We start from the raw sequence: 23,834 nt of genomic DNA, 5'->3' as shown, positions 1-23,834 counted from the left end.
CTGGAAGGCGCTGACNGACGCCATCGGCAACAAGGTGCAGCTGGTCGGCGACGACCTGTTCGTCACCAACCCCAAGCGTCTGGCCCAGGGCATCCGCCAAGGCGTCGCCAACTCGATCCTGGTGAAGGTGAACCAGATCGGCACGCTGTCGGAGACGCTGGAAGCCGTCGACATGGCACACAAGGCCGGCTACACCGCCGTCCTGTCGCACCGTTCGGGCGAGACCGAGGACAGCACCATCGCCGATCTGGCGGTCGCCACCAACTGCGGCCAGATCAAGACCGGCTCGCTGAGCCGTTCCGATCGCCTCGCCAAGTACAACCAGCTGATCCGCATCGAGGAGCAGCTCGGCGCAGCATCCCGCTTCGCCGGCCGCGGCATCCTGAAGGCCTGAGGTTTGTCGAGCTCCTGAAGTCCCCTGCCCGGCGATCCCCCCGCCCGCCCTCTCCCGCCCCCGGAGAGGCGACAACGGCGGCAGGAAACGCACCTGAAGGGACTTCAAGGACGGGCGGCGGGCGCCCTTATCGCTGAGACGTCCCGCCGTTGTGCCCCCTCCTCCCGTCTCTCCCCGGGGGGAGGGGGAAGCCCCGCCGGACCCTCCCGCAGAATTCGGCCACCGGCAACCTGCGGCATAGTGTCAAGGAGGGGGGTTTCCGATGGTTCTATGTTGCGATGCACAGTTAATATATTAATATATCGATGGTTCCCGGCGCGGCGCAGAACGCTGGCGCAAAACGGGCGATGAGCATGGAAGAAACAGTGGACGGCAACTCGTCCCGTCCCGCCGCCGCCCCCTCGGACCGTAGAAACGGGCCGCTCGCTCGACCCGGTCAACCGGAGTGTTCAAAAATGCGTGCCAGTGGTGAAGCCCTCGGCAACGGCGCCTCTGCCGTGGTCGAGAATGTGACCTTCGACGAAATCCAGATCGGCCAATCGGCCAGCCTTTCCCGTCAGCTGACGCTGATGGATGTGGAGCTGTTCGCCACCGTGTCGGGCAACATCAACCCGGCCCATCTCGACCCGAAATTCGCTGCCGACAGCCGGTTCCAGAAGGTGATCGGTCCCGGCATGTGGACCGGCTCGCTGATCTCCGGCGTGCTGGGCACCTATCTGCCCGGCGCCGGTTCGCTCTATGCCGGCCAGAGCCTGCAGTTCCGCCGCCCGGTGGGCCTGGGCGACATCGTCACCGCCACCGTCACCGTGATCGAGAAGCGACCGGCCAAGAATGTCGTCGTCTTCGACTGCGTCTGCACCAACCAGGATGGCGAAGTCGTCGTGCTCGGCACCGCCGAGGTGGTCGCACCGACCCAGAAGGTCGTCCGCGCGGCGCATGAGCTGCCGCAGATCCAGATGATCCGCCACGACAAGCACGACGCCCTGCTTGCCAAATGCGACGAGTTGCCGCCGGTCGTCACCGCCGTCGCCTATCCCTGCGATGCCAGCTCCCTCCAGGGCGCCGTCGAGGCTGCCGAGGCCGGGCTGATCGAGCCGATCCTGGTCGGGCCGGAAGCCCTGATCCGCAAGGTCGCCGCCGCCGGCGGGCTCGACATCGCCCGCTACCGCATCGTCGACGCCGCCCACAGCCGCGCCGCCGCCGCCGCCGCCGTGGCGCTGGCCCGCACCGGCGAGGCCGAGGCGGTGATGAAGGGCAGCCTGCACACCGACGAGTTGATGGGCGAGGTGGTGAAGAAGGAGACCGGCCTGCGCACCGCCAGCCGGATCAGCCACGTCTTCCTGATGAATGTGCCGACCTATTCCAAGACGCTGCTGATCACCGACGCGGCGATCAACATCTACCCGACGCTGGAAGACAAGGTCCACATCGTCCAGAACGCCATCGGCCTCGCCAAGATCCTGGGCGTCGCCACCCCGCGCGTCGCCATCCTGTCGGCGGTCGAGACGATCAATCCGAAGATCAACACCACGCTGGAAGCCGCAGCACTCTGCAAGATGGCCGACCGCGGCCAGATCACCGGCGGCATCCTCGACGGCCCGCTGGCCTTCGACAACGCCATCTCCGCCGAAGCCGCCCGCACCAAGGGCATCGCCTCCCCGGTCGCCGGCCAGCCGGACATCCTGCTCGCCCCCGATCTGGAGGCCGGCAACATGCTGGTCAAGCAGCTGTCCTTCCTGGCCAACGCCGACCTCGCCGGCATCGTGCTGGGCGCCAAGGTGCCGGTCATCCTCACCAGCCGCGCCGACAATGTGCGGGCACGGCTCGCTTCCTGCGCCGTCGCCTCGCTGGTCGCCGCCGCTCAACGCCAGCCGAAGCTCGCGCTGGCCGCCGAATAGGACGTTTTCGTCATGGTCGCACTGTCAAACTCCAGCGAGGATGCCTGCCTCGTCATCAACGCAGGGTCCTCCAGCCTGAAATTCTGCGTCTTCCAGGGTGGCAGCGCCGCCGAGATCGCCCCGGTCGTCACCGGCCAGATCTCCGGCATCGGCACCGCCCCCCGCTTCGAGGCGAAGGACGCCGGCCGCAACAAGATCGCCGACCACAGCTGGGCCGACGGGGAGAATCCGGGCCGTCCCGAGCTTCTGCACCATCTGCTCGACTGGATCGGCGGCACGCTGAAGGGCGCCACGCTGGTGGCCGCCGGCCATCGTGTCGTCCATGGCGGCACCCGCTTCTCCGCCCCTGTCCGCGTGACCCCGGCGGTGCTCGACCAGCTGGAGGAGCTGATCCCGCTCGCTCCCCTGCACGAGCCGCACAACATCGCCGCCATGCGGGCGCTGGCCCAGGTCTATCCGTCGCTGCCGCAGGTCGCCTGCTTCGACACCGCCTTCCACCAGACCCAGCCCTGGCAGTCGCAGACCTTCGCCATCCCACGCGAGCTGACGGCGGAAGGCATCCGCCGCTACGGCTTCCACGGCCTGAGCTACGAGTATATCGCCCACCGCCTGCCCCAGGTGGCGCCGGAACTGGCCGACGCCCATGTGGTGGTCTGCCATCTCGGCAGCGGCGCCAGCCTATGCGCCATGCGCGGCGGGCACAGCGTCGACACCACCATGGGTTTCACCGCGCTGGACGGCGTGCCGATGGGCACCCGGCCGGGCGCCATCGACCCCGGCGTGCTGATCTATCTGATGCGCGAGAAGGGCTACGGCGCCGACGAGCTGGAAAAGCTGCTCTACCACAAGTCGGGCATGCTGGGCGTGTCGGGCATCTCCAACGACATGCGCGACCTGGAGAACTCCGACCTTCCGGCCGCTGCCGAGGCGGTGGAGCTGTTCTGCCACAACGTCGCCAAGCAGGTGGCGGCGCTGGCCGGCTCGATGGGCGGGCTCGACGCCGTGGTCTTCACCGCGGGTGTGGGTGAGAACTCGACCCTGGTGCGGGCGCGGGTGGCGGAGAAGCTGGCCTGGCTCGGCGTCGCCATCGACCCGGCGGCCAACCGGGCGAAGGCGACCCGCATCTCCGCCCAGGAGAGCCGCGTGCCGGTCTTCATCATCCCGACCGACGAGGAACGGATGATCGCCCGCCACACGCTGGGCGTCATCGCCGCCGATCAACTGAGCCGGGCGGCCTGAGTGTAGCGGATGCCGGCCGCTTTCCCTCTCCCGAGATGGGAGAGGGAAAGCGGCCCGGATAAGGAAGAAGTCATCATGGAACAGGTCCCCACATCTCCGGCCACAAGCCCGACCGAGAATGTCCGGCTTGGCATCCTGTCGATGCTGCTGGCGATGGTCCTGATGACCATCATGAACGCCCTCGCCAAGATCCTGGCGGAGACCTACCCGCTGGGCGAGGTGACCTTCTTCCGCAACCTGTTCGCCCTGCTGCCGGCGGTCGCCATGGTCGCCGCGGCGGGCGGGCGGAGCTGCCTGCACACCACCCACTGGCAGGGGCATCTGTGGCGGGCCGTCGTCGGTCTGGCATCGATGGTGCTGCTGTTCTGGGCCTATCACCTGATGCCGCTGGCGAATGCCGTGGCGATTTCCTATTCGGCGCCGCTGTTCCTCACCGCCCTGTCGGTGCCGCTGCTGGGCGAGAAGGTCGGTGCCTTCCGCTGGGGCGCCGTGGTTGTCGGTTTCGCCGGCGTGCTGATCATGGTGCAGCCCGGCCCCGACATGATCGACCGCGGAGCGATGGTCGCGCTGACCGCCGCCGTCTGCTACGCCCTGGCGATGATCGCCATGCGCCAGCTCGGCCGTACGGAAAAGCCGGTGACCACCGTCTTCTACTTCACCGTGGTCTCGACCCTGCTCAGCGCACTGGCCCTGCCCTTCGGCTGGACGACACCGGACGGACATGCACTGCTCCTGATGGCGGCGATGGGGATCGCCGGCGGCGGGGCGCAGTATTTCAGCACGCGGGCCTATTCGCTGGCCAGGGCGGTGGTGGTCGGCCCCTTCAGCTATGCCAGCCTGATCTATGCGACAATCCTCGGCTGGCTGGTCTGGGGCGATGTGCCGGCACCGCATGTGGTGATCGGCGCCACGGTGGTCATCGGCAGCGGACTGCTGATCCTGTACCGCGAGACCCGCCGGGCCTCCTCCGGTGACGAACGGGCCGGCTCCTCCCGGAAAGCCCGCAATGCCGGCCCGATCAGGACCGCCTGAATACCGAAGCATCAATGGATTTTGGTTCCAAGGAAGGAACAGGCATCATGGTTACGACCGATGTCCAAGGCAGCACTCCGGCCCCCCGCCTGACTGGCCGGTTTCAGCTGATCCACGGCGGACGGACCGATGCCGGCCGCGACACCCGACAGGATGCGACCGCCACCGAACGTCCAACGCTGTTCTCCCCAAGCCGCAAGACGGGACGCCCCGAACATCCGGTCTGCGCCATCGTCGGTGGCATCGGGCTGGCGGCCAAGCTGGATCTGCTGGCCCGACTGGTGGCACGGGTCGATGTTCTGGCGCTCGGCGGCGGCATCGCCAACAGTTTCCTGGCCGCCACCGGCACCGACATGGGAGCCTCGCTGTGCGACCATGACCTGATCGACCAAGCCCGCCGGATCCTGGACAAGGCGAAGGCATGCGGCTGCGAGCTGATGCTGCCGGTCGACGCGGTGGTGGCGAGCGACGTGCGCGCGGGAGCGGAAGACCGCGTCATCGCCTGCGCCGCCATCGGGCCGGAGGACATGGTGCTCGACATCGGGCCGGCGACGGTGGCCCGGCTGACCGCCTGCATCGAAACGGCCCGGACGGTGGTCTGGACCGGACCGCTCGGCGTCTACCGGATCGCCCCCTTCGACGGCGGCACCAACGCGCTGGCCTGGTTCATCGCCCGCCGGACCCGCGACGCCGGCCTGCGGTCGGTCGCGGCCGGCGAGGACACCATCGCCGCACTGGCCGCCGCCGGGGTGGAGGAGCGCTTCAGCGAACTCACCACCGCCGATGCCTTGCCCGCCTGGCTGGATGGGGATGTGCCGCACGCGCTGCCGGCCTGACGGGACGACTTCCCGGGGCCATGCGCCCCGACATTGCAATTCCTGCGGGTTGAAACCCGCTTCCTGCGGTTAAATCAGGTCTCCGCCCCAATCGGCACGGGACCGCAACGGAAAGACTGGAGCACATCATGGCTGTACGGGTAGCGATCAACGGTTTTGGCCGCATCGGCCGTCTGGTTCTGCGCGCCATCTACGAGAGCGGCCGCAAGGACGTGGAGGTCGTGGCGATCAACGACCTCGCCGATCTGAAGGCCAACGCCCACCTGCTGAAGTACGACAGCGTCCACGGCCGCTTCCCCGGCACCATCGAGACCGCCCAATCAGAAGACGGGGGCGGCGTGCTGATCGTCAACGGCCACTCCATCAAGGTCGTGCAGGAGCGTGACCCGGCCAAGCTGCCGTGGAAGGATCTCAACATCGAGATCGCCATGGAATGCTCTGGCATCTTCACCAAGCGCGCCGATGCCGCCAAGCATCTGGAAGCCGGTGCGCAGAAGGTGCTGATCTCGGCCCCGGCCACCGACGAGGACATCACCGTCGTCTACGGCGTCAACCACGACAAGCTGACCGCCGAGCACAAGATCGTCTCCAACGCGTCGTGCACCACCAACTGCCTGGCGCCGGTCGCCTTCGTGCTGAACAACCTGGTCGGCATCGAAAAGGGCTTCATGACCACGATCCACTCCTACACGGGTGACCAGCGGATCGTCGACACCAACCACAAGGACCTGCACCGCGCCCGCGCGGCGGCCCTGAACATGATCCCGACCTCGACCGGTGCGGCCAAGGCCGTCGGCAAGGTTCTGCCGGAACTGAAGGGCAAGCTGGACGGCACCGCCATGCGCGTGCCCACGCCGAACGTGTCGGTCGTCGACTTCAAGTTCACCGCCAAGCGCGCCACCTCGGTCGAGGAAATCGTCAAGGCGATCTCCGAGGCCGCCAACGGCGCCCTGAAGGGCGTTCTGGCCGCATACGACGAGGACCTGGTGTCCTCGGACTTCAACCACGATCCGCACAGCTCTACCTTCGCGCTGAAGGAGACCAAGGTCATCGATGGCAATTTCGTCCGCGTCATGGCGTGGTACGATAACGAGTGGGGCTTCTCCAACCGGATGGCCGACACCGCCGTCGCGATGGCGAACGCCAAATAGAATCAGCCCGACCCAGACCAGAAGGAGCCGGACGATGAGCAAGACGATCATGTGGGCCGAAACCGACGCCAAAGGTTTCGAGTCCGAGTGCCTGTTCAACGAGGACAGCCGCCACTACGAAGTGATGGTCTGCGCTTCGGGCCGCCGGCTCTGCCGGTCGGAGTCCTTCCCGGCCCAGTCCGACCCCATGCAGGGGATGAGCGACGACGACCGCCAGCGGGCGTTGCACTGCGCCGAGCGGCTGGTAACCGAGATCGAACACGATCTGGGCGACCGCTGACAGTACAGTTGCGAACGGCCCGGGCCGGCATCCTCGCGGTGCCGGCCCTTTCGTCGTTTCTCAGCGCACCTAACCATGGGCAGCGAAATCGGCGGTCCGTTCGACGAGGTCGTCCAGGTTGCGGCGGAACTGCTCCAGCGCGAAACCGGTGCCGAACATCCGCCACAGCCAGTCGGTCGGCATGTCGCGCGTCCGCCGTTCGGCCCGCGTGCGGTCGATGCTGCTGCGGTAGGCCGCCAGCGCATCGGCAAGCGCGGTGGAACGGTCGGGAGGCTTTCCGCCAGCCAGCGCGTCGGCCAGACCGCGCAGGGTGGCAGCCCCCGCCGCGGCGACCGGTGTCCAGTCGGGACAGATCGCTCGGTCCGGCAGGTCCTGCCGCGGCTCCCCCACCGCGCGGCGCAGCATCACCACATCGTGCCGCAGCCGCATCAGGGTGCGCAGCAGCGGATCGGGATCGGGCAGGTCGGCCAGTCGGCTGTGCCGCTCCCGCGCCGCCTCCCCCACCAGGGTCTCCAGCCGGTTGAGGGCTTGCCGGGTCCGCACCACCAGCCGGCTCATGACGGCCTGCGAGGCGTCATCGGTGGCTGCCAGCGTGTCGAGCTGTTCGGCCATCAGCCGCGCCGCCTCCGCCGCCGTGTCCAGCACGGACCTCGAGGCACGGGCCGGCGCCACCAGAAGCGAGACAACGATGCCGACAACACAGCCGAGCCCGACCTCCAGCATGCGGTCGGTGGCAAAGCTGAGCGGGCCGAGACTGGCCCCGGACGTGCCGAGCAGCACGATGATCGCGGTGATCGGAGCGATGCGGAAACCGGCCGACAGGGCGGCGAGGTAGGACAAAGGCGCCACTGCCGCCAGCAGTGCCGCCGCACGCGCCAGACCGTCCGTGTGCGGGATCAGAATGGCGATCACCCCGCCATAAACCACGCCGACCAACGATCCGACGAAGCGGTCGAGCGCCGCCTTCAGCGATCCCCCGACATTGCTTTGGGTGACGATCAGCGCCGTGATCACCGCCCAAAAACCCTGCGGCAAGTCCAGCACATCCGCCAGCGCGAAGGTCGCGAGGCTGGAGGTGGTCATCCGCAGGGCGTGCACCAGTCTCGACCGGCTCCGCGCCATCCAAGCCACCAGCACGCTCGGCCATCCGCTCATCCCATCAGTCCCGGTCAATCTTCGACTGATGCTCAGTGTCCGGCATGACGAGGCAAACCACCAGAGACAGTGCGGTGCGGCGGTCCGGGGAGCGCCATTCCGCCAGTGTCGGTCACTCCTCCTCCTCGTCTTCCTCCTCGTCCGGAACCTCCTCGAAGACGATCCGGTCTCCGACGGCGTAGAGCATGCACTCCTGGCTGCCGCCGGATTGTCCGCACCGCTCCAGCGCCGCCGTCTTCGCCTCCTCCTCGCTGTCGCGATCCCAGACTGTGGCCCAGCGGCCGGCCAGGGTCACGGCCAGCGCCTTGTGGCCGGGATTGCGCTGGTAGTTCACCATGCCGACCTTGCGGGTGTGGTCGCTGACGAAGGGTACGCTCGCCGGATCGAAGCGGCCGCTCCCGACAATCTCGACCGGCATCGGCACGAACCCTTTGGGGGGCATCACCACCTCGTCGCCCACCGCATAGAGGGTGCAGGGTTCTTCCGCACGGTACTGGCAATATTGCAGGGCACTGCGCTTGACGTCGTCCTCGGTCCGGCTGTTCGACTTGTTGGAGAAATAGGCGTAGTTGCCCTTGGCCGAGATCGCCAGCGCCTTGGGCGACGGCAATCCCGGATAGATCGCCAGCGCCTCGCGAGCCTTGGCGTTGAGATAGGGGATGGCCGACACAGTCAGCGGCCGGGCCGGCGGAGCGGCCGGTGCCGGGGTCGCGCCGGGGGCCGGGATCGGCTTTGGAACCGGGGCCGGAGCCGGGACCGGCGGAACGGCAAGGGCCGCGACCGAAACGGGCGCCCGCTCCGAAGGCGCCGCCCCGCCCAGTTCGGCGATCCGCGCCTCGGCGATGGGGGTGAAGGTGCCCTGCGGGAACTGCTTCAGATAAGCCTCGAACAGGCCACGGTTGGAACTGCCCTTGATGCTGTCCCAGAACAGCGTCTCCTTGTCGGCACCGGCACCCGCAGCGGTCGCCGCGTCGGCCGGGGGCGTCGTCACCACCGTGGTCGGACCCAGGAAATAGAAGCGCCCCTCGATGGGAGAGGCCGACACCCAGGGCTGCTGGACACCGCCGGAATTGCGCTTCACCGCGATGCCGACATCGTTGAAGACATCGAACACCGTTTCGCCCGGCTTCAGCATGGCCTTCGACAGCGCTTCGGTATAGGGGCTGTTGGAACCGGCGCCATCGGCCGCCACCGCGCCCGGCTGGGTCGCATAGGCGATGATGGTACCAGCCGGCGCCTGCATCTGCGCCAGACCGGGAGAGGCCGCGCGCATCCCGCGCCCACCGAACGGATTGTTGCGGCAGGCGTCGAGGATGACGATGTTCAGCCGGCTTTCCGCCAGCGCCATCTCGTCCAGCACACTGGCGACATCGATCAGCTCGTACCGGACATCGGCCTCCTTCTCCAGATTGGCGGAAACCGGCAGCAGATAATTGGTGCCCCGGGCCTGCATGCCATGCCCGGCATAGAAGAACAGCCCGACATCGGCCCCCGCCAGCTTGGCGCCGAAGCTGCGGATTACCCGTTCGGTGGCCGCGCGGTCCAGATCCAGCTGCGGGGCTCCTCCGATCAGCTCGAACCCGGCGGCGCGCAGGGAATCCGCCATCGCCTTGGCATCGTTGGTGGGGTTGGGCAGCCGTGGCGCGTACTGGTAGGTGCTGTTGCCCAACACCAGCGCCACACGCTTTTCCGCCGCGGCCTCGCCCGGGCCGGCCATCCAGACGAAAAGCGACAGGGCGAGCGCGACGGTCCGTCCCAGGGTGTTCACGGCAATCTTCCTTCGGATCGAAAGTGTTATGACCACTCTGCCCAGGCAACGCCGCGGGTTTCAAGGACGGCGACGTGCCTCCTGCTCCGGCCGGACATCCATTTCGTCGCCCGCCCTGGCAGCGGCTGCGCGGACCGCGTCAATGAAGACCCGCAGGGCCGGGGCCATCTGTCTCTGGCGCGGATAGCACAGGAACCGGCCGGGAAAGGCGGCGGACCAGTCCTCCAGCAACGGAACCAGCCTTCCCGCCGCGATATGCCCGGCCACCGCATCCTCGACACAGAAGCCGATCCCGATTCCCTGCAGGGTCGCGCGCAATGCCATGTCCTTGTCGTTGAAGATCAGCGGCCCGTCGACCGCGACCTCGAACCAGGATCCGTTCCCGAAGAACTCCCAGGCATAGGGCATCACATGGCCCGGCCAGCGCCAGCGGATGCAACGATGATCGACCAGATCGCGCGGATGCGCCGGCCGGCCATGGTGATCGAGATAATCGGGCGATGCCACGGCGATCTGCCGCAGGTCCGGACCGAGGCGCACGGCAACCATGTCGCGGTCGATCACTTCGCCGATCCGGATGGCCGCATCGAAGCCGCCGGCCACCAGATCCACCACCGCATCATCCAACGTGATGTCCAGCACCACATCCGGAAAGTCCCGCGCGAAGTCCACCAGCATCGGCTCGATGTAGCGCTCTGCCGCCGCGCGGAAGCTGTGGACGCGCACGATGCCGGACGGGCGGTCGCGATACTGGCGCACCTGCCCGATGGCGTCGCCCAATTCGGAGACGGCCGGCTGCACGCGACGGAACAGGTTCTCACCGGCGTCCGTCAGCGCGACGCTTCGCGTGGTCCGGTTGAGCAGCCGCACCCCCACCCGCTCCTCGAACCCGCGCACCAGTTGGCTGAGCGCCGAAGGGGAAACGCCCAACCGTTCCGCCGCCCGGCTGAAGCTCAGCGTCTCGCCGACGGCGAGGAACGCGCGAAGCTGGTTGTAGTCGCTGCCGGAGAGCATGGGATCCATGGGTCAAGAAGAGCATTCTTCAGTCTAGCTTACAAGTCTGATCAGGAATCCGGACATTCTGTAAACAGATCACGGGATATATCTCTGGTCGCGAAAGGAGACTTCCCATGACCACATGGTTCATCACCGGCATCTCGCGCGGCCTCGGACTGGCGCTTGCCAAGGCGGCCCTTGCCGAGGGCGATACCGTCATCGGCACCGTCCGCACCGGCAAACCTGACCTCCCCGCTGGACGCGGCACCCTGCATGTCCTCACCGTCGATCTTGCCGACGGCGATGCGGCCGAGGCTGCCGTCGGCGAGGCCTTCGCTCTTGCCAGCAGCATCGACGTGATCGTCAACAATGCGGGCTACGGCCTGCTGGGGGCGGTCGAAGCGGCGAGCGACGAGGAGGTCGCCCGATTGTTCGCGGTCGACGTGTTCGCCCCCTTCCGCATCATCCGGGCCGCCCTGCCCCGCCTGCGCGCCCAACGGACCGGCCACATCGTCAACATCACCTCCATCGCCGGACGGGCGCCCGGCGCCGGTTCCGGTCTCTACGCCGCAGCCAAACACGCCCTGGAAGGACTGTCCTCCAGCCTTGCGCAGGAGATCGGCCCGTTCGGCATCAAGGTGACGGCGGTGGCGCCCGGTGCCTTCCGCACCGACTTCCTGTCCACCCATTCGATCCGCAAGAGTGCTGCCGAAGACGCGGCCTACGCCGACAGCGTCGGGCGGATGTCGTCCGCCTTCGACGGCATGGCCGGCCGCCAGCTCGGCGATCCGGACCGCGCGGCGCAGGCCATCCTGACCGCCGTCCGGTCCGACACCCCGCCGCTCCATCTTCTGCTGGGGTCCGACGCCCTCGGCCGCGCCCGTGCCAAGCTCGATGCCGTGATCGCGGAAATCGACGCCTGGGAAACGGTGACCCGCGGCACAGACTTCACCAACCAGGGCTGAGCCACGCGGCAGGCCAACGGGCGGGAGACTGGAACAGCCGGGAGATCTGGAGGACCGGCATCGTCTCCCGTCCCGGTGCCTGATTGCGAACGGCCGTTCACATGTGTTGCGCAAACTGTTCATGACGCTAACCAATGACATTCAATGGCATTGGTCAGACTGCGCACTCCCAAGGGCTGGCACGGGCCGGCCAAGAAAATCGCACTGGGAGAGGAACGCCGTGCTGAAGACCACCGCCCACTCAATGGCCCGCACCGCGGTCGCCGCCGGGCTCGCCGCGCTGCTGATGACCGGAGCCGCTACCCACGCCGCCACCGCCGCCACCGCCACTGCCGATGACGGGTTGCCGAACGTGACCATCCTGGCAACCGGCGGCACCATCGCCGGCACCGGCGCCACCAGCACCACCACCGTCGGCTACACCGCTGCCAAGGTCGGAGTCGACAAGCTGATTGAAGCGGTGCCGGAGCTGAAGAAGGTCGCCAACGTCAAGGGCGAGCAGGTCTTCCAGATCGCCAGCGAGAACATGACCAACGAGCATTGGCTGAAGCTGGCCAAGCGGGTCAACGAACTGCTGGCGCAGAAGGACGTCGACGGCATCGTCATCACCCACGGCACCGACACCATCGAGGAAACCGCCTATTTCCTGAACCTGACGGTCAAGAGCACCAAGCCGGTGGTGATCGTCGGCGCCATGCGCCCGTCCACCGCCATCAGCGCCGACGGCCCGGTCAACCTCTACAACGCGGTGACGCTGGCCGGCTCCAAGGACGCCGTCGGCAAGGGCGTGCTGGTCTCGCTGAACGACCAGATCAACGCCGGCCGCGACGTGACCAAGACCAACACCTCGACCGCCGACACCTTCCGCACGCCGGAACTGGGCTTCCTCGGCTACATGCAGGACAACAAGGCGCACTTCTACCGGCAGGTCGTGCGCAAGCACACCGCGGAGGCGGAGTTCGACATCTCCAATCTCGACAGCCTGCCGCAGGTGGACATCGTCTATGGCTATGCCAACAACAACCGCACGGCGCTCGACGCCCTGGTGAAGGCGGGGGCCAAGGGCATCATCCATGCCGGCGTCGGCGACGGCAGCCTGTCCAACGCGATGAAGCCCGGCCTGGTCGACGCCCGCAAGCAGGGGGTGGTGATCGTCCGCTCGTCCCGTGTCGGCAACGGCATCGTCGCCCGAAACGGCGAGGCCAATGACGACGAGCTGGACTTCGTCGCCAGCGACACCCTCAACCCGCAGAAGGCCCGCATCCTGCTGATGCTGGCGCTGACCCGGACGACCGACACCAAGGCCATCCAGAAGATGTTCTACACCTACTGATCCGCCGGCTGATCCGCTGCCGGAGCGGGAGGGCGTTCGCTCTGCCCCGACCCTCCCCTCCCCCTTCCGGTCGGCATCCGACCTCGACATTTGCGCCGTTGACCGGACCGCCCTCCATCGTCCTTGATCGCCCTCCGTCAGATCGCGGCACAACAGCGCCGCGCCTATCGATGGTGGAAGTCAGGGAAGCGGATAATGTTCGTCGGACGGAACATCTCATTCTACAGGCCGCGACCGACGGCAATTGCGCTGCGGAGCCGGATTTACCGGACCGTGATCGCCGCTTTACTCGCCAGCACCGCGGCTGGACTGGCCGGATGCTCGACCGCCCACGTCACCACCCCGGCCCGTTCCGCCACCGAACAGCTGTTGATCTCCACCGCGGCCGACCAGGCGGCGGAGCGTCTGGCCGGGCGGCTGGCGGTGAAGGGAAGCGTCTATGTCGATGCGGCCGGGGTCGAGGGGTATGACACCAAATATGCCGTGTCCGCCGTGCGCGACGCCCTGCTGCGCCACGGGGCCGCCATGGCCGAGACCCGCGACAAGGCGGCCACCATCGTGGAACTGCGGGTCGGCGCCCTGTCGGTGGACAGCGAAAGCTCGCTGCTCGGCATTCCCAGCATCGACATTCCGATGCCGGTCAGCGGCACCTCCTCCACGCCAGAGATCTCGCTGTTCAAGAAGGAACTGACGCAGGGAGTCGCCAAGATCGCCGCCACCGCCTACGACAGGACCTCCGGCACGCTGGTATCGTCCAGCGGCCCGCAATACGGTTTCTCCAACCGGGCTGAATGGGTGCTTTTGCTGATGCTGAGCTGGGACACCAACGACCTGCTGCCGCCCGACACCCGCCCCGATCCGAAGCCCTGGGATGACTGAACCGGATGAGCGGCCGCCGTCCTTGGCCGCACCCTTGACGGCCGGATCCTTTCTGCAGCCTTATCCAGGCATCGAAACGCGGAAGGAACCCAGAGAATGACCGGTGGCCTGCCGTCCTGGTTGCTGTGGGCGCTGCTGTCGGCGGGATTCGCGGCACTGACCGCCATCTTCGCCAAGGTCGGCGTCGAGGGTGTCGGTTCCGACATGGCGACGTTGATCCGGACGGCCGTCATTTTCGCGATGCTGATCGGCATCGTCGTCGCGTCGGGCCAGTCGCTGTCGCCATCGGCGGTGTCGGGCCGGACATGGCTGTTCCTCATCCTGTCCGGCCTCGCCACCGGGGCGTCGTGGCTGTGCTATTTCCGCGCCCTGAAACTGGGATCGGCGTCGCAGGTGGCACCGGTCGACAAGCTCAGCGTCGTGCTGGTCGCGCTGTTCGGCGTCCTGTTCCTGGGCGAGAAACTGTCGGGGCCGAACTGGCTGGGCGTCGTGCTGATCGCCGCCGGCGTCATCCTGCTGGCCTTCAAGTAACGCCGGAGCCGCTGCGCCTCCTTCTCCCCCATCAGGCCGTCCGAACATGGCGGAGGAACTCCTCCGCCTGATCGCGCAGGGATAGCGCCTGCCGACCGAGGTCGGCGGCGGCGGCACGGACCTCCGAGGCCATCGTTCCGGTCTCGTGTGCGGACTGCGAGACCTCCTCGATGTTGTGGGTCACCTCCGCCGTGCGGTCGGCGGCACGCTGCACCGACTGGGCGATATCGGCGGTGGTGGCGCTCTGGCGGTCGGCGGAGACGGCAATGCGGCCGACCAGGTCGCTGACCGACATCACCTTGCGGCCGATCCCCTCGATGGCGTCGACCGCATGGCCGGTCACTGTCTGGATTTCCGCCACCTGCCGGGCGATGTCGTCGGTGGCACGCGCGGTCTGATTGGCAAGTGCCTTCACCTCGCCCGCCACGACGGCAAAGCCCTTGCCGGCCTCGCCAGCCCGCGCCGCCTCGATGGTGGCGTTCAGCGCCAGCAGATTGGTCTGGCCGGCGATCGACTGGATCAGGGTCACCACCTCGCCGATCCTGCCGGCGGCGGCGGCCAGCCCGTCCATCGTCCGGTTGGTGGCTGTCACCTCCTCCACCGCGCTGCGGACCATGCGGGCGGAGTCCTCCACCTGCCGGCCGACGTCGCCGATCGAGCCGCTCAACTCCTCCGCCGCAGCGGCAACGACGCGCACGTCGTCGCTCGCCTCGCCCGCGGCGGTGCTGACGGTGTGGGCACGGACACTGCCGTTTTCCGCGATGTCGTGCAGGCGCTGCGCATTGGCCTGCAACTGGGTCGTGGTGGCGCTCAGCACGCCGACAACACCCAGCAGCGATCCTTCGAAGGACTGCGCCACCTCCTCCATCGCCGCGCGGCGTTCCTGCATCGACCGGGTGCGCTCCGCCGCCTGGGCCTCGTGCAGCTGGGCAACCTCCAGCGCATTGTCCTTGAACACGCCGAGCGCCTTGGCCATGCCGCCGATCTCGTCCCTGCGGCCCAGCGCCGGGACGGCGACCGACAGGTTGCCGCGCGCCAACGCCTCCATCGCGTTGCGGATGTCGGACAGCGGCCGGAACATGCGCCGCGCCAGCAGCAGGCAAACGGCGGCGACCAGCAGCGTCACGACCGCACTGATGACCGCGATCATCGCCTGGGTGTCGCGGATCGCCGCGAAGAACTCCGCCTTCGCGACGCCGACATAGAGGATGCCGACGACACGCCCGTCCGGTGCCTTGATCGGGTCGTAGGCGGTGTAGAAGGTCGTCCCGAGAATGTCGGCCTGCCCGCGATACGGCACGCCGCGCGTCAGCACCGCATCATAGACCGGTCCCTTGGCCAGCGTCGTGCCGACCGCGCGGCTGCCGTCCGGTTTCAGCACATTGGTGGCGACACGGCGGTCGCCCATGAACAGGGTCGCGGTGCCGCCGACCAGCCGCTTGACCCGGTCCACCGGCTCGAAGACGTCGTTCAGGGCGCGGTCGCCGGCATAAAGCTTGCCGTCGCGCACGTCGAACGCCTGCCCATACTGGTTCAGCACATCCCAGGCAACACGCATGTTGGTCTCCTGCCGCTCCATCGCCATGCGCTCGGCATAGCCGGTCAACAGAAGCTCATTGACTCCGAATGTAGAAAATACAAGCAATAGCAAGCCGCTACTGCACAGAAGAGCAGTCTTTCCCGCAAGAGACAAAGCCCTGATCGTCATGCCAACCCCCAATTTCACCTTATAATAGGCGCCTTGTTCTTCTTTTTCGGCACCTGCCCTTTTGGGCAATCGTCTAATCAAGTGAAAAGCGGGAGAAGAGTTAAGGAAGTGTTATAATAAATCCCTGATTCGTCTTCGGGTATTTGCCTCAGTCATACGGATTGATCGAGGGGCAACGGTCGGCGGGAAAGCTTCGTTCGGCAACCGGCAACCCGCATCGCCATCGTTGCAGATGCACGAAAAGATTCCGTCCTGCGGTATGCCTCCGACCGCAAAGGACGCACAGGCTATGCATTAAGGAATATGACTACAATTCCGGACCTGACATCCCTCTCACGATGTCCCTATCAAGGGCACCGCCACAGGGTTGGCGTCGCGAGCGTCGGGTCCGCCGGAACCGGCTATTGGGTCCGGCCAGCGCCGATTCCGGTCAGGCTGTCAACGATGCGCACCAGTTCGACGACGGACCGGGCCTCCATCTTGCGCATGGCCTGACCGCGATGCAGCTTGACCGTCGCTTCGCTAAGGCCGAGGTCGTCAGCGATCTGTTTGTTGCGCAGGCCGAGGACCACCATCATCGTGATCTCGCGCTCGCGCGCGGTCAGGGTCTCGAAACGGGCGCGCTGGGTGGTCAGGCCGCGTTCCTGGCTGCGCCGCACGCCATGGGCGGCGATGGCGGCATGGATCGCGTCGAGCAGTTCCTGGTGATGCACAGGCTTCGTCAGGAATTCGAAGGCCCCCGCCTTCATCGCACGCACCGACATCGGCACGTCGGCATGCCCGCTGATGAAGATCACCGGCAGGCTGTTGCCGGACTGAGCGAGCTCCGCCTGGAAATCCAGGCCGCTGCGCCCCGGCAGCCGCACGTCCAGCACCATGCAGCCGACGTCGATGGCTGGCCGCTGCTCGACATATTGCTGCACCGAGCCGTAGCTCCTCACCTGCAGCCCGACGGAATCAAGCAGCCCTTCCAGCGCTTCCCGGACGGCTTCGTCATCGTCGATGATGATGACGGTCTCCTCCGCCGGCATGGCTTCGGCATTCCTCACCATCACTGTCCTCCGGGCGATACGGGCATCATGAATTCGAACACGCTGCCACCGGAGATGCCGGGCGTGGCGGTCAATCGCCCGCCATGCAGCTCGACAATCGACCGGCTGATCGACAGGCCCATGCCCAACCCGTCCGGCTTGGTGGTGTACAAGGCGCGGAAGATGCTGTCGACATCCGCTTCGGCGATGCCCGGCCCGCTGTCCTCGACCCGGACGCGGATCCAGCCGTCGCCGCTGCCGGTGACGATCCGCAGCAGCCGTTCGGACCGGTCGGCGGCCGATATCGCCTCGATGGCGTTCATCACCAGATTCAGGACGAGCTGCTGCAACTGCACACGGTCGCCATGGACCCAGGGCGGGCCGGCCTGCAGGTCGGTTTCCACCGTGATGCGGGCCCGCCGCAGCTCCGCCCGCACCAGTTCCAGCGTCTCGGCGATCAGCGCGCTGATGTCGACCCAGCCCGGATCGGCCGGGGTGCGGCGGGCCAGCGCGCGGATGCTGCGCACGACATCGCCGGCGCGCTGGGCGTCACGCACGATCCGCTCCACCACCACCCGGGTCTTTTCGAGGTCGGGCTGCGGTTGCGACAGATGCTGCAGGCAGGTGCCGGCATTGGTGACGATCGCCATCAGCGGCTGATTCACCTCATGCGCGACCGCCGCGGCCAATTCGCCCATCATGGTCAGCCGGCCGATATGGGCAAGGTCGGCCTGGGCCGTCCGCAGGGCCTCCGCAATCCGGCGACGCTGGGTAAGGTCGCGAAACACGAGGATCGATCCCACCGGATCGCCACGGTCGTCGATGATGGCGGAGCATCGCTCCTCCACCACGAGTCCGTCGGTGGCGTTCCCATCAGCCTCGCCCCCGCCACGGGGCAGCAGCCGCGACTGCCGTTCCGGCGGGGCGAAGTCGCCGCTGCGCAAGACGACGGCGGAGAAATCCTCCAGCGGCTTGCTTGTTTCCTCGTCCACCACGACGAAAACGGCAGACAGCGGCTGCCCGGCAGCGTCGGCCGCGGTCCAGCCGGTCATCGTCTCCGCCGCCCTGTTCATGAAATCGACCCGGCCGTCGCGGTTGCACAGGATGACGCCGTCGCGGATGCTGGCGAGGGTGGCGGCATAGCGCCGCTCGCTGAGGCGGAGCCTGGTGTCGCTGGCATGCTTGTACAACGCCATCTGGATCACGGTCCGCATCTGCGGCTCTTCAAAGGGCTTCAGCAGATAGCCGAAGGGCTCCGTCAGGCTGGCGCGATGCACCACCTCGTCATTGGCATAGGCGGTCAGGAAGACGATGGGAATGCGTTGGGCATCGCGAATCCGGCGAGCCGCCTCGATCCCGTCCATCTCTCCTTCCAGGCGGATGTCCATCAGAACCAGATCGGGCTGCTGGCTGCAGGCCAACCGGACGGCCTCCTCGCCGCTGGCCGACATGCCGACGACCACATGGCCCATACGGGACAGTTGATGCTGAATGTCGCGTGCAACGATGCGGTCGTCTTCGACGATCAGGATGCGTGCCGCGATCATTCGCTTCCCCGATTGCGCCCCCTCAAAGGAAAGGTGACGATGAATTCCGAGCCTGTGTTGAACCTGTATTGCAGATTTCCGTGCAACTGACTGGTCAAGTCCGAAACAAGCTGGAAGCCGACTGATTCCATCCTATCGGGATCGAACCCGTCGGGCAAGCCCACGCCGTCGTCCCGGACGGATAGCCGGCAGGCTTGGCCATCCATCGTCAAGGCGACGTGCAAAACGCCGCCGCGCCCGCCCGGATAGGCATGCTTCAGCGCGTTGGAGACCAGCTCGTTGACGATCAGCCCGCAGGGCACTGCCCGGTCGAGGTCCAGCTTCAGGTCGTCCAGCCCTGTTTCCAGCCGCACCGCTCCGGCTTGGCGGGAATAGGCCCGTAACAAATGGGCACAGACCGACTCCAGATGCTCGCGCATGGGCACGCGGGCGAAGTTGCCCAGACGGTACAGGCTTTCATGAACCAATGCCATCGACCGCACGCGGTCGCGGCTGTCGGCAAACAGGGCGGCCACTGTCTCGTCCTCGATCCGGCGGGACTGGAGGTTCAGCAGGCTGGTGACGAGCTGCAGGTTGTTCTTAACCCGGTGGTGGATTTCCTTCAACAGCGCGTCCTTCTCCTCCAGCGTCGCCGTCTCCAGCGATGCCGCGGCCTGGGCACCGAGCAGGGTCAGCACATTGACCCGCTGCTGGGTGAAGGCGTAGGTCGCCAGCGCATTCTCCAGATGCAGAAGACCGACGACCCGTCGGCGGCGGACCAGCGGCAGGCAGAGGATGGAGCGCGCCTCCGTCTCGTGGAAATAGGGATCGGCGGACAGCGGGCCGGCGGCACGGGTGTCGTCGACGATCACCGCCTCCTGGTCGCGGATGGCGCCATGGATGATGGCGTGGGGCAGCGGGAAGCGGTCGGCATCCTCCTGCACCAGCCGGACCGACACGCCGTAGAGGCCGGTCGTCGCCTCCGCCTCCACCCGCAGGCGCTCGCCGCGGGCGAGGATCAGCAGGCCGCGGCTGGCCCCCGCATGCTCCAGCACCAGGGTCAGCAGGGTGGTGGTCAACTGCTCCACCCCCGACTGGTCGGAGACGGTGCGCAGCGTCTCCAGCAGAGCGGCCAGATCGATCCCGTCGAAGCCGCGGGGCGTCTCCGGGACCGCCGCCTCGCCCGCCTCCAGAAGCAGGGAGGGATAGCGCCGGGCAAGTTGCCGGACCTTGGCCGACGCCCCCCAGGCGCCGTAACGCTCCGCCGCTTCGCGGATGCAGGCGAATTCCAGTGTCGGCAGCCCCATCCGGCGGTAGAAGCCGGCAGCGCACTCCTGGGCCAGCGCCTCCACATGCGGCAGGCCGGTGCGGCGGGCAGCCTGCGCGGCGCGGTCATAGCCGCGCATGGCATCCTCGGTCTGCCCCTGCGTGCGCGCCACCTCGGCCGTGACCAGCGCGAACCGGGCATCGAAGCTGTCGGGGCTGTGGCCGGCCCATTCGCGCAGTTGGGCGAGATGGCGGGAGAGCATCATCGCGTGGCGGGCGCGCTCCTCCGGCTCCGCTCCATCCATCGCTCCAGCCCTGGCCAGAGCCGCATGAAAATGGAACTCCGCCATCTCCCAATGGCCCGACGTGGTCCACAGCAACCCCTCTGCCCGTTCGGCCGCCTCGACCGCCGCACGCATCCCGCCGGCGATGCAGCGGAGCTGAAGCGTGCGGATCCAGTGCCAGCATGTGGCGATGTCCAGGCTTGGGTTGGCCAGCAGCCGTGCCTCGAAGGCGGCATTGTCGAAACCGCGCCCGTCGAAGGAGTCGAGCGCGTCGGTCCGTCCTTGCAAGGCGCGCAGCAGCTGCAATTGCGTGGTCAGGATGTCGGCACACAGACCGAACTTCACCTGCCGCACATAGGCGAGCCGCGCCTCGGCGATGCGCTGCACCGTCGTCACCGGGTCGCCCGACGCCAGCATGCTGGTGACCAGAGTCACGCTGGTGAAGCCGCCATAGGTGACGTCGCCGGCCTCCCGCGCCTCCTCGAACGCCCGCAGAAGCAGGGCGCGCTCGCTGCGGATATCGCGGGTCCAGGGCACGACATGATAGGCGAAGGTCATCAGCACCCGCGCCCGGTAACGGGTCCGCCCCTGCCGCTCCGCCAGATCGTAGCCGAGCCTGCCGAAGGCGTAGCCGGCGGCGTAATCGCCGAAATACGGCCCGGCCATCATGCCGAGATAGGCGAAGCCCAGCGCTGAGGCGTCGCTGCGCCCATGTTGCAGCGTCAGATTAGCCATCCGGCAGAGGATCAGGCAGACAAGGTCGCGGTCGCTGAAGAAGGCTGGCGGCAATGCTGCGGCCAGCACGTCCATCGTCGCCCGGCTGTCGGGATCGCCGACGGCGGACAACGACGCCAGCGACGCGATCGGCCGGCCGCCGATGGCCGCGCGCAGCCGCGCATATTCCTCCTGCGCCAGGGAGGCAGGCGGGTGGGCGGGCCAGTCGATGCCGGCGCCGCGCAGATAGGCGAGACAGGCGTCGATGGCGCGGTCGCTGCGGTCGATGGCGGTGTAGACGGTGACCAGAAGGGCGGTGATGGCGGCCCGGTCCGCCGGACATTCGGCCCGCCCGACCAACCCGAGCAGCCTCAGCTCCGCCCGCCGCAGATCGCCGCTAAGGAACTCGCATTCGGCCTGCAGATGCTCAAGCGCGAAGGCCAGCCGGTGCCGGCGCTCCCATTGGCCGCCCTCCAGCAGGCGCAGGCCCGCCAGCGCATAGGCGAGCGCGGAGCCATGGGCGCTCGCCGCCTTGGCCTGATGTCCGGCGGCGAGGTGGAGTGTCGCCACCTCCTCGCGCTCCCGCCCGTCCTGGATCAAGGGAAGGCAACGGTCATACTGGCCGACCAGCGCGAACAGCCGCTCGCCCGACAGCTCGGTGGCGAAGCCGCTGTGCAGGGCGCGGGCGATGTCGAGATGAAGACCAGCCCGTCCCTCCGCCGGAACCAGGGCATAGGCTCCCTCCTGCACCCGGTCGTGAAGGAAGCGGAAACCATCGCCCTCGCGCAGCAGCAGCCCCTCGGCCAGCACCGGCTTCAGGTTCCGCTCGGTCTCCGCCTCGGTCAGGCCGCCCGCCCGCGCCAGGGTGGCGAGCGGAGCACGGGCGCCCAACGCGGCAAGGCGGGCCAGAAGATCGCGTGCCCGCGCCGGAAAGCGGCCCAGACGTTCGGTCATCAACGAGGCGATGCTGGCACCCGACCGTGCCGTCTCCACCGCCGCCGGATCCCAGTCCCAGCGCCTGGCCGCGCGGTCGAACCACAGCCGGCCGGAGCGCTCCAGCGCGGTCAGAAGCTGCACGGCGAAGAAGGCGTTGCCGCCGGTCCGGTCTTCGACCAATGCCGCCAGCGCCGCCACCTCCTCCGGCCTGCGGTCCAGGCTGTCGGCGACCAGCCGGTGCAGGTCGTCGGACGACAGCGGACCCAGGGTGATCTCGCTGCAATCGATGTCCAGACCGGCGACTCCGGACCGGGAGGTGGCGTCCCTGATCCGGTCCAGCAGGGCGGTCAGCGGGTGATCCGGTCCCACCTCGTCGCTGCGGTAGGCGCCGACCAGCAGAAGGTGGTTGATGCTTCCGTCGGCGACCAGCCGGTCCAGCAAATCCAGCGTTGCGCGGTCGAGCCATTGCAGATCGTCGAGGACCAGGACCAGCGGGTGATCGGGACGGGCGAAGAGCTGGAGCACCCGGCGGAACAGCAGGTCGAAGCGGTTCTGCGCCTCCTGCGGTGGCAGCGGCGGGACCGCCGGCTGTTCGCCGATCAACAGGGAGAGATTGGGAATGAGCGCGGTCATCAGCGCACCGCCGTCGCCCACCGCCTTTCCCAGGTCGCGGCACCATTGGTCGCGATGGGGAACCGGCAAGGCCAGGATGCGCGTGACCAGCCCGCGGAAGGCTTCCGCAAGGCTGGCATAAGGCAGGTCGCGCCGGCCCTGGTCGAACTTGCCGGCGGCGAACAGGCCGCGTGGCGGCACCAGCTGTTCCTCCAGTGCGTGGACGACCGCCGACTTCCCCACTCCCGACCGGCCGGAAATGAGGACGACGCCCATCCGACCGCGGCCGGCAACCCGGTCGAAGGCTGCCTGGAGGACGGCGACCGGTTCCTCCCGCCCGTAGAGCCTCGGCGGCGGCTCCAACCCCTCCGGCAGGTCGTGCAGGCCGGGCGGAAAGTCGGGGATGCGCCCCTGCCCGTCCCAAAGCTGGAGGGCATGGCCGAGGTCGCGGACAAGGCCGCCGGCAGTCTGGTAGCGCTCCTCCGCCGTCTTGGCGAGAAGCCGCAGCAGGATGCCGGAGATCGCCGGCGGCAGGTCGGGCGCGTGCTGCGACGGCGGAATCGGGGCACGGGCGAGATGGCTGTGCACCCATTCGGTTGCATCGCGGGCGGCGAAGGGCAGTTCCCTGGTGAACAGCTCGTACAGCGTGACGCCCAGGGCATAGAGGTCGCTGCGCCGATCGACCGGGCGGTTCATCCGTCCTGACTGCTCCGGCGCCATATAGGGCAGCAGTGCAGCCGGGCGCTCCACCTCCTGGCGCTGCGGATCGGACAGGTCGGTCGCACGGCCGAATCCGGTCAGGCGCACCGCCCCATCCTCCCCGACCAGCAGGTTGAAGGGCCGCAGGTCGCCATGCAGAAGCCCGCGGCGGTGCAGCTGCGCCACCGATCCGGCAATGCGGAACGCCAGGGAAAGCCGCTGGCGGAAGGTTCCGACGACAACCGAAGCGGTGGACATGTAAGGGGCGGAGGCTGCCAACGCCGACAATGGCTGCCCGCCGGGATCGGCCAGGGTCAGCACCGGAACGGTGCCATGACGCAACAGGTCGAGGGGCTTGACCGCCCAGGCGGGATCGAGCAGGCGGAACAGTTCATGCTCGCGCCGCAAACGAGCCAGAACCCCGTCGGCCGGGGCCGCCGGCTCGGCCATGCGGGCCAGGATCGGAAAGGGCTGCCCCGGCCGCGTCACCCGCAGCAGCCGGGTTTCCCCGTCGCCACCCAGTGCGTGGGTGCCGGAGCCGGCCTCCGTCAGATGGTCGAGATTGGGCTCCATGACACGGCCTTTCCCCAGAATAGCGGGG

17 protein-coding genes and 1 pseudogene are annotated in these 23,834 nt (G+C 67.7%); 11 read left to right on the top strand and 7 right to left on the bottom strand.

From position 1 onward, the window contains the following. The 7 genes and pseudogenes from eno to I71_RS04980 all read left to right on the top strand — a co-directional run. Positions 1 to 394: pseudogene (eno, locus tag I71_RS05010) on the top strand (phosphopyruvate hydratase); the annotation flags it as partial. A gap of 455 nt (positions 395 to 849) precedes the next feature. Further along, positions 850 to 2,292, top strand: coding sequence for a bifunctional enoyl-CoA hydratase/phosphate acetyltransferase (locus I71_RS05005; protein WP_042691526.1), 1,443 nt, complete (start codon positions 850 to 852; stop codon positions 2,290 to 2,292). Positions 2,293 to 2,304: 12 nt separating this feature from the next. Beyond that, entirely contained in the window at positions 2,305 to 3,531 is a 1,227-nt protein-coding gene (locus I71_RS05000) for an acetate/propionate family kinase (RefSeq protein ID WP_042691523.1), read from the top strand. A gap of 75 nt (positions 3,532 to 3,606) precedes the next feature. After that, positions 3,607 to 4,563, top strand: coding sequence for a DMT family transporter (locus I71_RS04995; protein WP_042691519.1), 957 nt, complete (start codon positions 3,607 to 3,609; stop codon positions 4,561 to 4,563). 47 nt (positions 4,564 to 4,610) lie between these two features. After that, positions 4,611 to 5,399, top strand: a complete 789-nt coding sequence (gene pgk, locus I71_RS04990; RefSeq protein WP_049975930.1) for a phosphoglycerate kinase — start codon at positions 4,611 to 4,613, stop codon at positions 5,397 to 5,399. Positions 5,400 to 5,527: 128 nt separating this feature from the next. After that, positions 5,528 to 6,550 (top strand): type I glyceraldehyde-3-phosphate dehydrogenase, encoded by a 1,023-nt coding sequence (gene gap, locus I71_RS04985; protein ID WP_042691516.1) that lies wholly within the window; start codon positions 5,528 to 5,530, stop codon positions 6,548 to 6,550. A 34-nt stretch (positions 6,551 to 6,584) separates the two neighbouring features. After that, the gene (locus tag I71_RS04980; protein WP_042691513.1) at positions 6,585 to 6,830 is read left to right on the top strand and encodes a hypothetical protein; all 246 of its coding nucleotides are present in this window, start codon (positions 6,585 to 6,587) and stop codon (positions 6,828 to 6,830) included. Between the two features lie 69 nt (positions 6,831 to 6,899). Here I71_RS04980 and I71_RS04975 read toward each other — a convergent pair whose 3' ends face one another. From I71_RS04975 to I71_RS04965, 3 genes are all read right to left on the bottom strand, one after another. After that, the gene (locus tag I71_RS04975; RefSeq protein WP_042691510.1) at positions 6,900 to 7,985 is read right to left on the bottom strand and encodes an aromatic acid exporter family protein; all 1,086 of its coding nucleotides are present in this window, start codon (positions 7,983 to 7,985) and stop codon (positions 6,900 to 6,902) included. Positions 7,986 to 8,097: 112 nt separating this feature from the next. Further along, on the bottom strand, positions 8,098 to 9,753 hold the full coding sequence (locus tag I71_RS04970; protein WP_244433639.1) for a caspase family protein: 1,656 nt from the start codon (positions 9,751 to 9,753) through the stop codon (positions 8,098 to 8,100). Between the two features lie 60 nt (positions 9,754 to 9,813). Beyond that, the gene (locus I71_RS04965) at positions 9,814 to 10,767 is read right to left on the bottom strand and encodes a LysR family transcriptional regulator (protein WP_244433638.1); all 954 of its coding nucleotides are present in this window, start codon (positions 10,765 to 10,767) and stop codon (positions 9,814 to 9,816) included. A 116-nt stretch (positions 10,768 to 10,883) separates the two neighbouring features. Here I71_RS04965 and I71_RS04960 point away from each other — a divergent pair, with 116 nt between their 5' ends. From I71_RS04960 to I71_RS04945, 4 genes are all read left to right on the top strand, one after another. Beyond that, positions 10,884 to 11,714, top strand: a complete 831-nt coding sequence (locus tag I71_RS04960) for an SDR family NAD(P)-dependent oxidoreductase (protein WP_042691503.1) — start codon at positions 10,884 to 10,886, stop codon at positions 11,712 to 11,714. Between the two features lie 220 nt (positions 11,715 to 11,934). Continuing rightward, the gene (locus tag I71_RS04955) at positions 11,935 to 13,047 is read left to right on the top strand and encodes a type II asparaginase (RefSeq protein WP_280109851.1); all 1,113 of its coding nucleotides are present in this window, start codon (positions 11,935 to 11,937) and stop codon (positions 13,045 to 13,047) included. A gap of 273 nt (positions 13,048 to 13,320) precedes the next feature. Next, positions 13,321 to 13,926, top strand: coding sequence for a DUF6655 family protein (locus tag I71_RS04950; protein WP_148294147.1), 606 nt, complete (start codon positions 13,321 to 13,323; stop codon positions 13,924 to 13,926). 96 nt (positions 13,927 to 14,022) lie between these two features. Next, entirely contained in the window at positions 14,023 to 14,457 is a 435-nt protein-coding gene (locus tag I71_RS04945) for an EamA family transporter (protein WP_042691499.1), read from the top strand. A 31-nt stretch (positions 14,458 to 14,488) separates the two neighbouring features. Here the strand turns inward: I71_RS04945 and I71_RS04940 are convergent, their stop codons facing one another. From I71_RS04940 to I71_RS04925, 4 genes are all read right to left on the bottom strand, one after another. Then, positions 14,489 to 16,063, bottom strand: a complete 1,575-nt coding sequence (locus tag I71_RS04940) for a methyl-accepting chemotaxis protein (RefSeq protein ID WP_049975927.1) — start codon at positions 16,061 to 16,063, stop codon at positions 14,489 to 14,491. Between the two features lie 503 nt (positions 16,064 to 16,566). Then, a complete protein-coding gene (locus I71_RS04935; protein ID WP_042691554.1) occupies positions 16,567 to 17,196 on the bottom strand; it encodes a response regulator transcription factor in 630 nt (209 codons plus the stop codon). A 20-nt stretch (positions 17,197 to 17,216) separates the two neighbouring features. Then, a complete protein-coding gene (locus I71_RS04930; RefSeq protein WP_042691493.1) occupies positions 17,217 to 18,743 on the bottom strand; it encodes a response regulator in 1,527 nt (508 codons plus the stop codon). Next, positions 18,740 to 23,806, bottom strand: coding sequence for an AAA family ATPase (locus tag I71_RS04925; RefSeq protein ID WP_042691489.1), 5,067 nt, complete (start codon positions 23,804 to 23,806; stop codon positions 18,740 to 18,742). The genes I71_RS04930 and I71_RS04925 overlap by 4 nt, the downstream gene beginning before the upstream one ends. Positions 23,807 to 23,834 lie beyond the last annotated feature (28 nt).

It is taken from the genome of Azospirillum sp. B506, assembly GCF_000333595.1.
Classification (GTDB): Bacteria; Pseudomonadota; Alphaproteobacteria; order Azospirillales; family Azospirillaceae; genus Azospirillum.
Note: the sequence above shows the minus strand (reverse complement) of the source record. Positions and strands in the feature narration are given on the sequence as shown.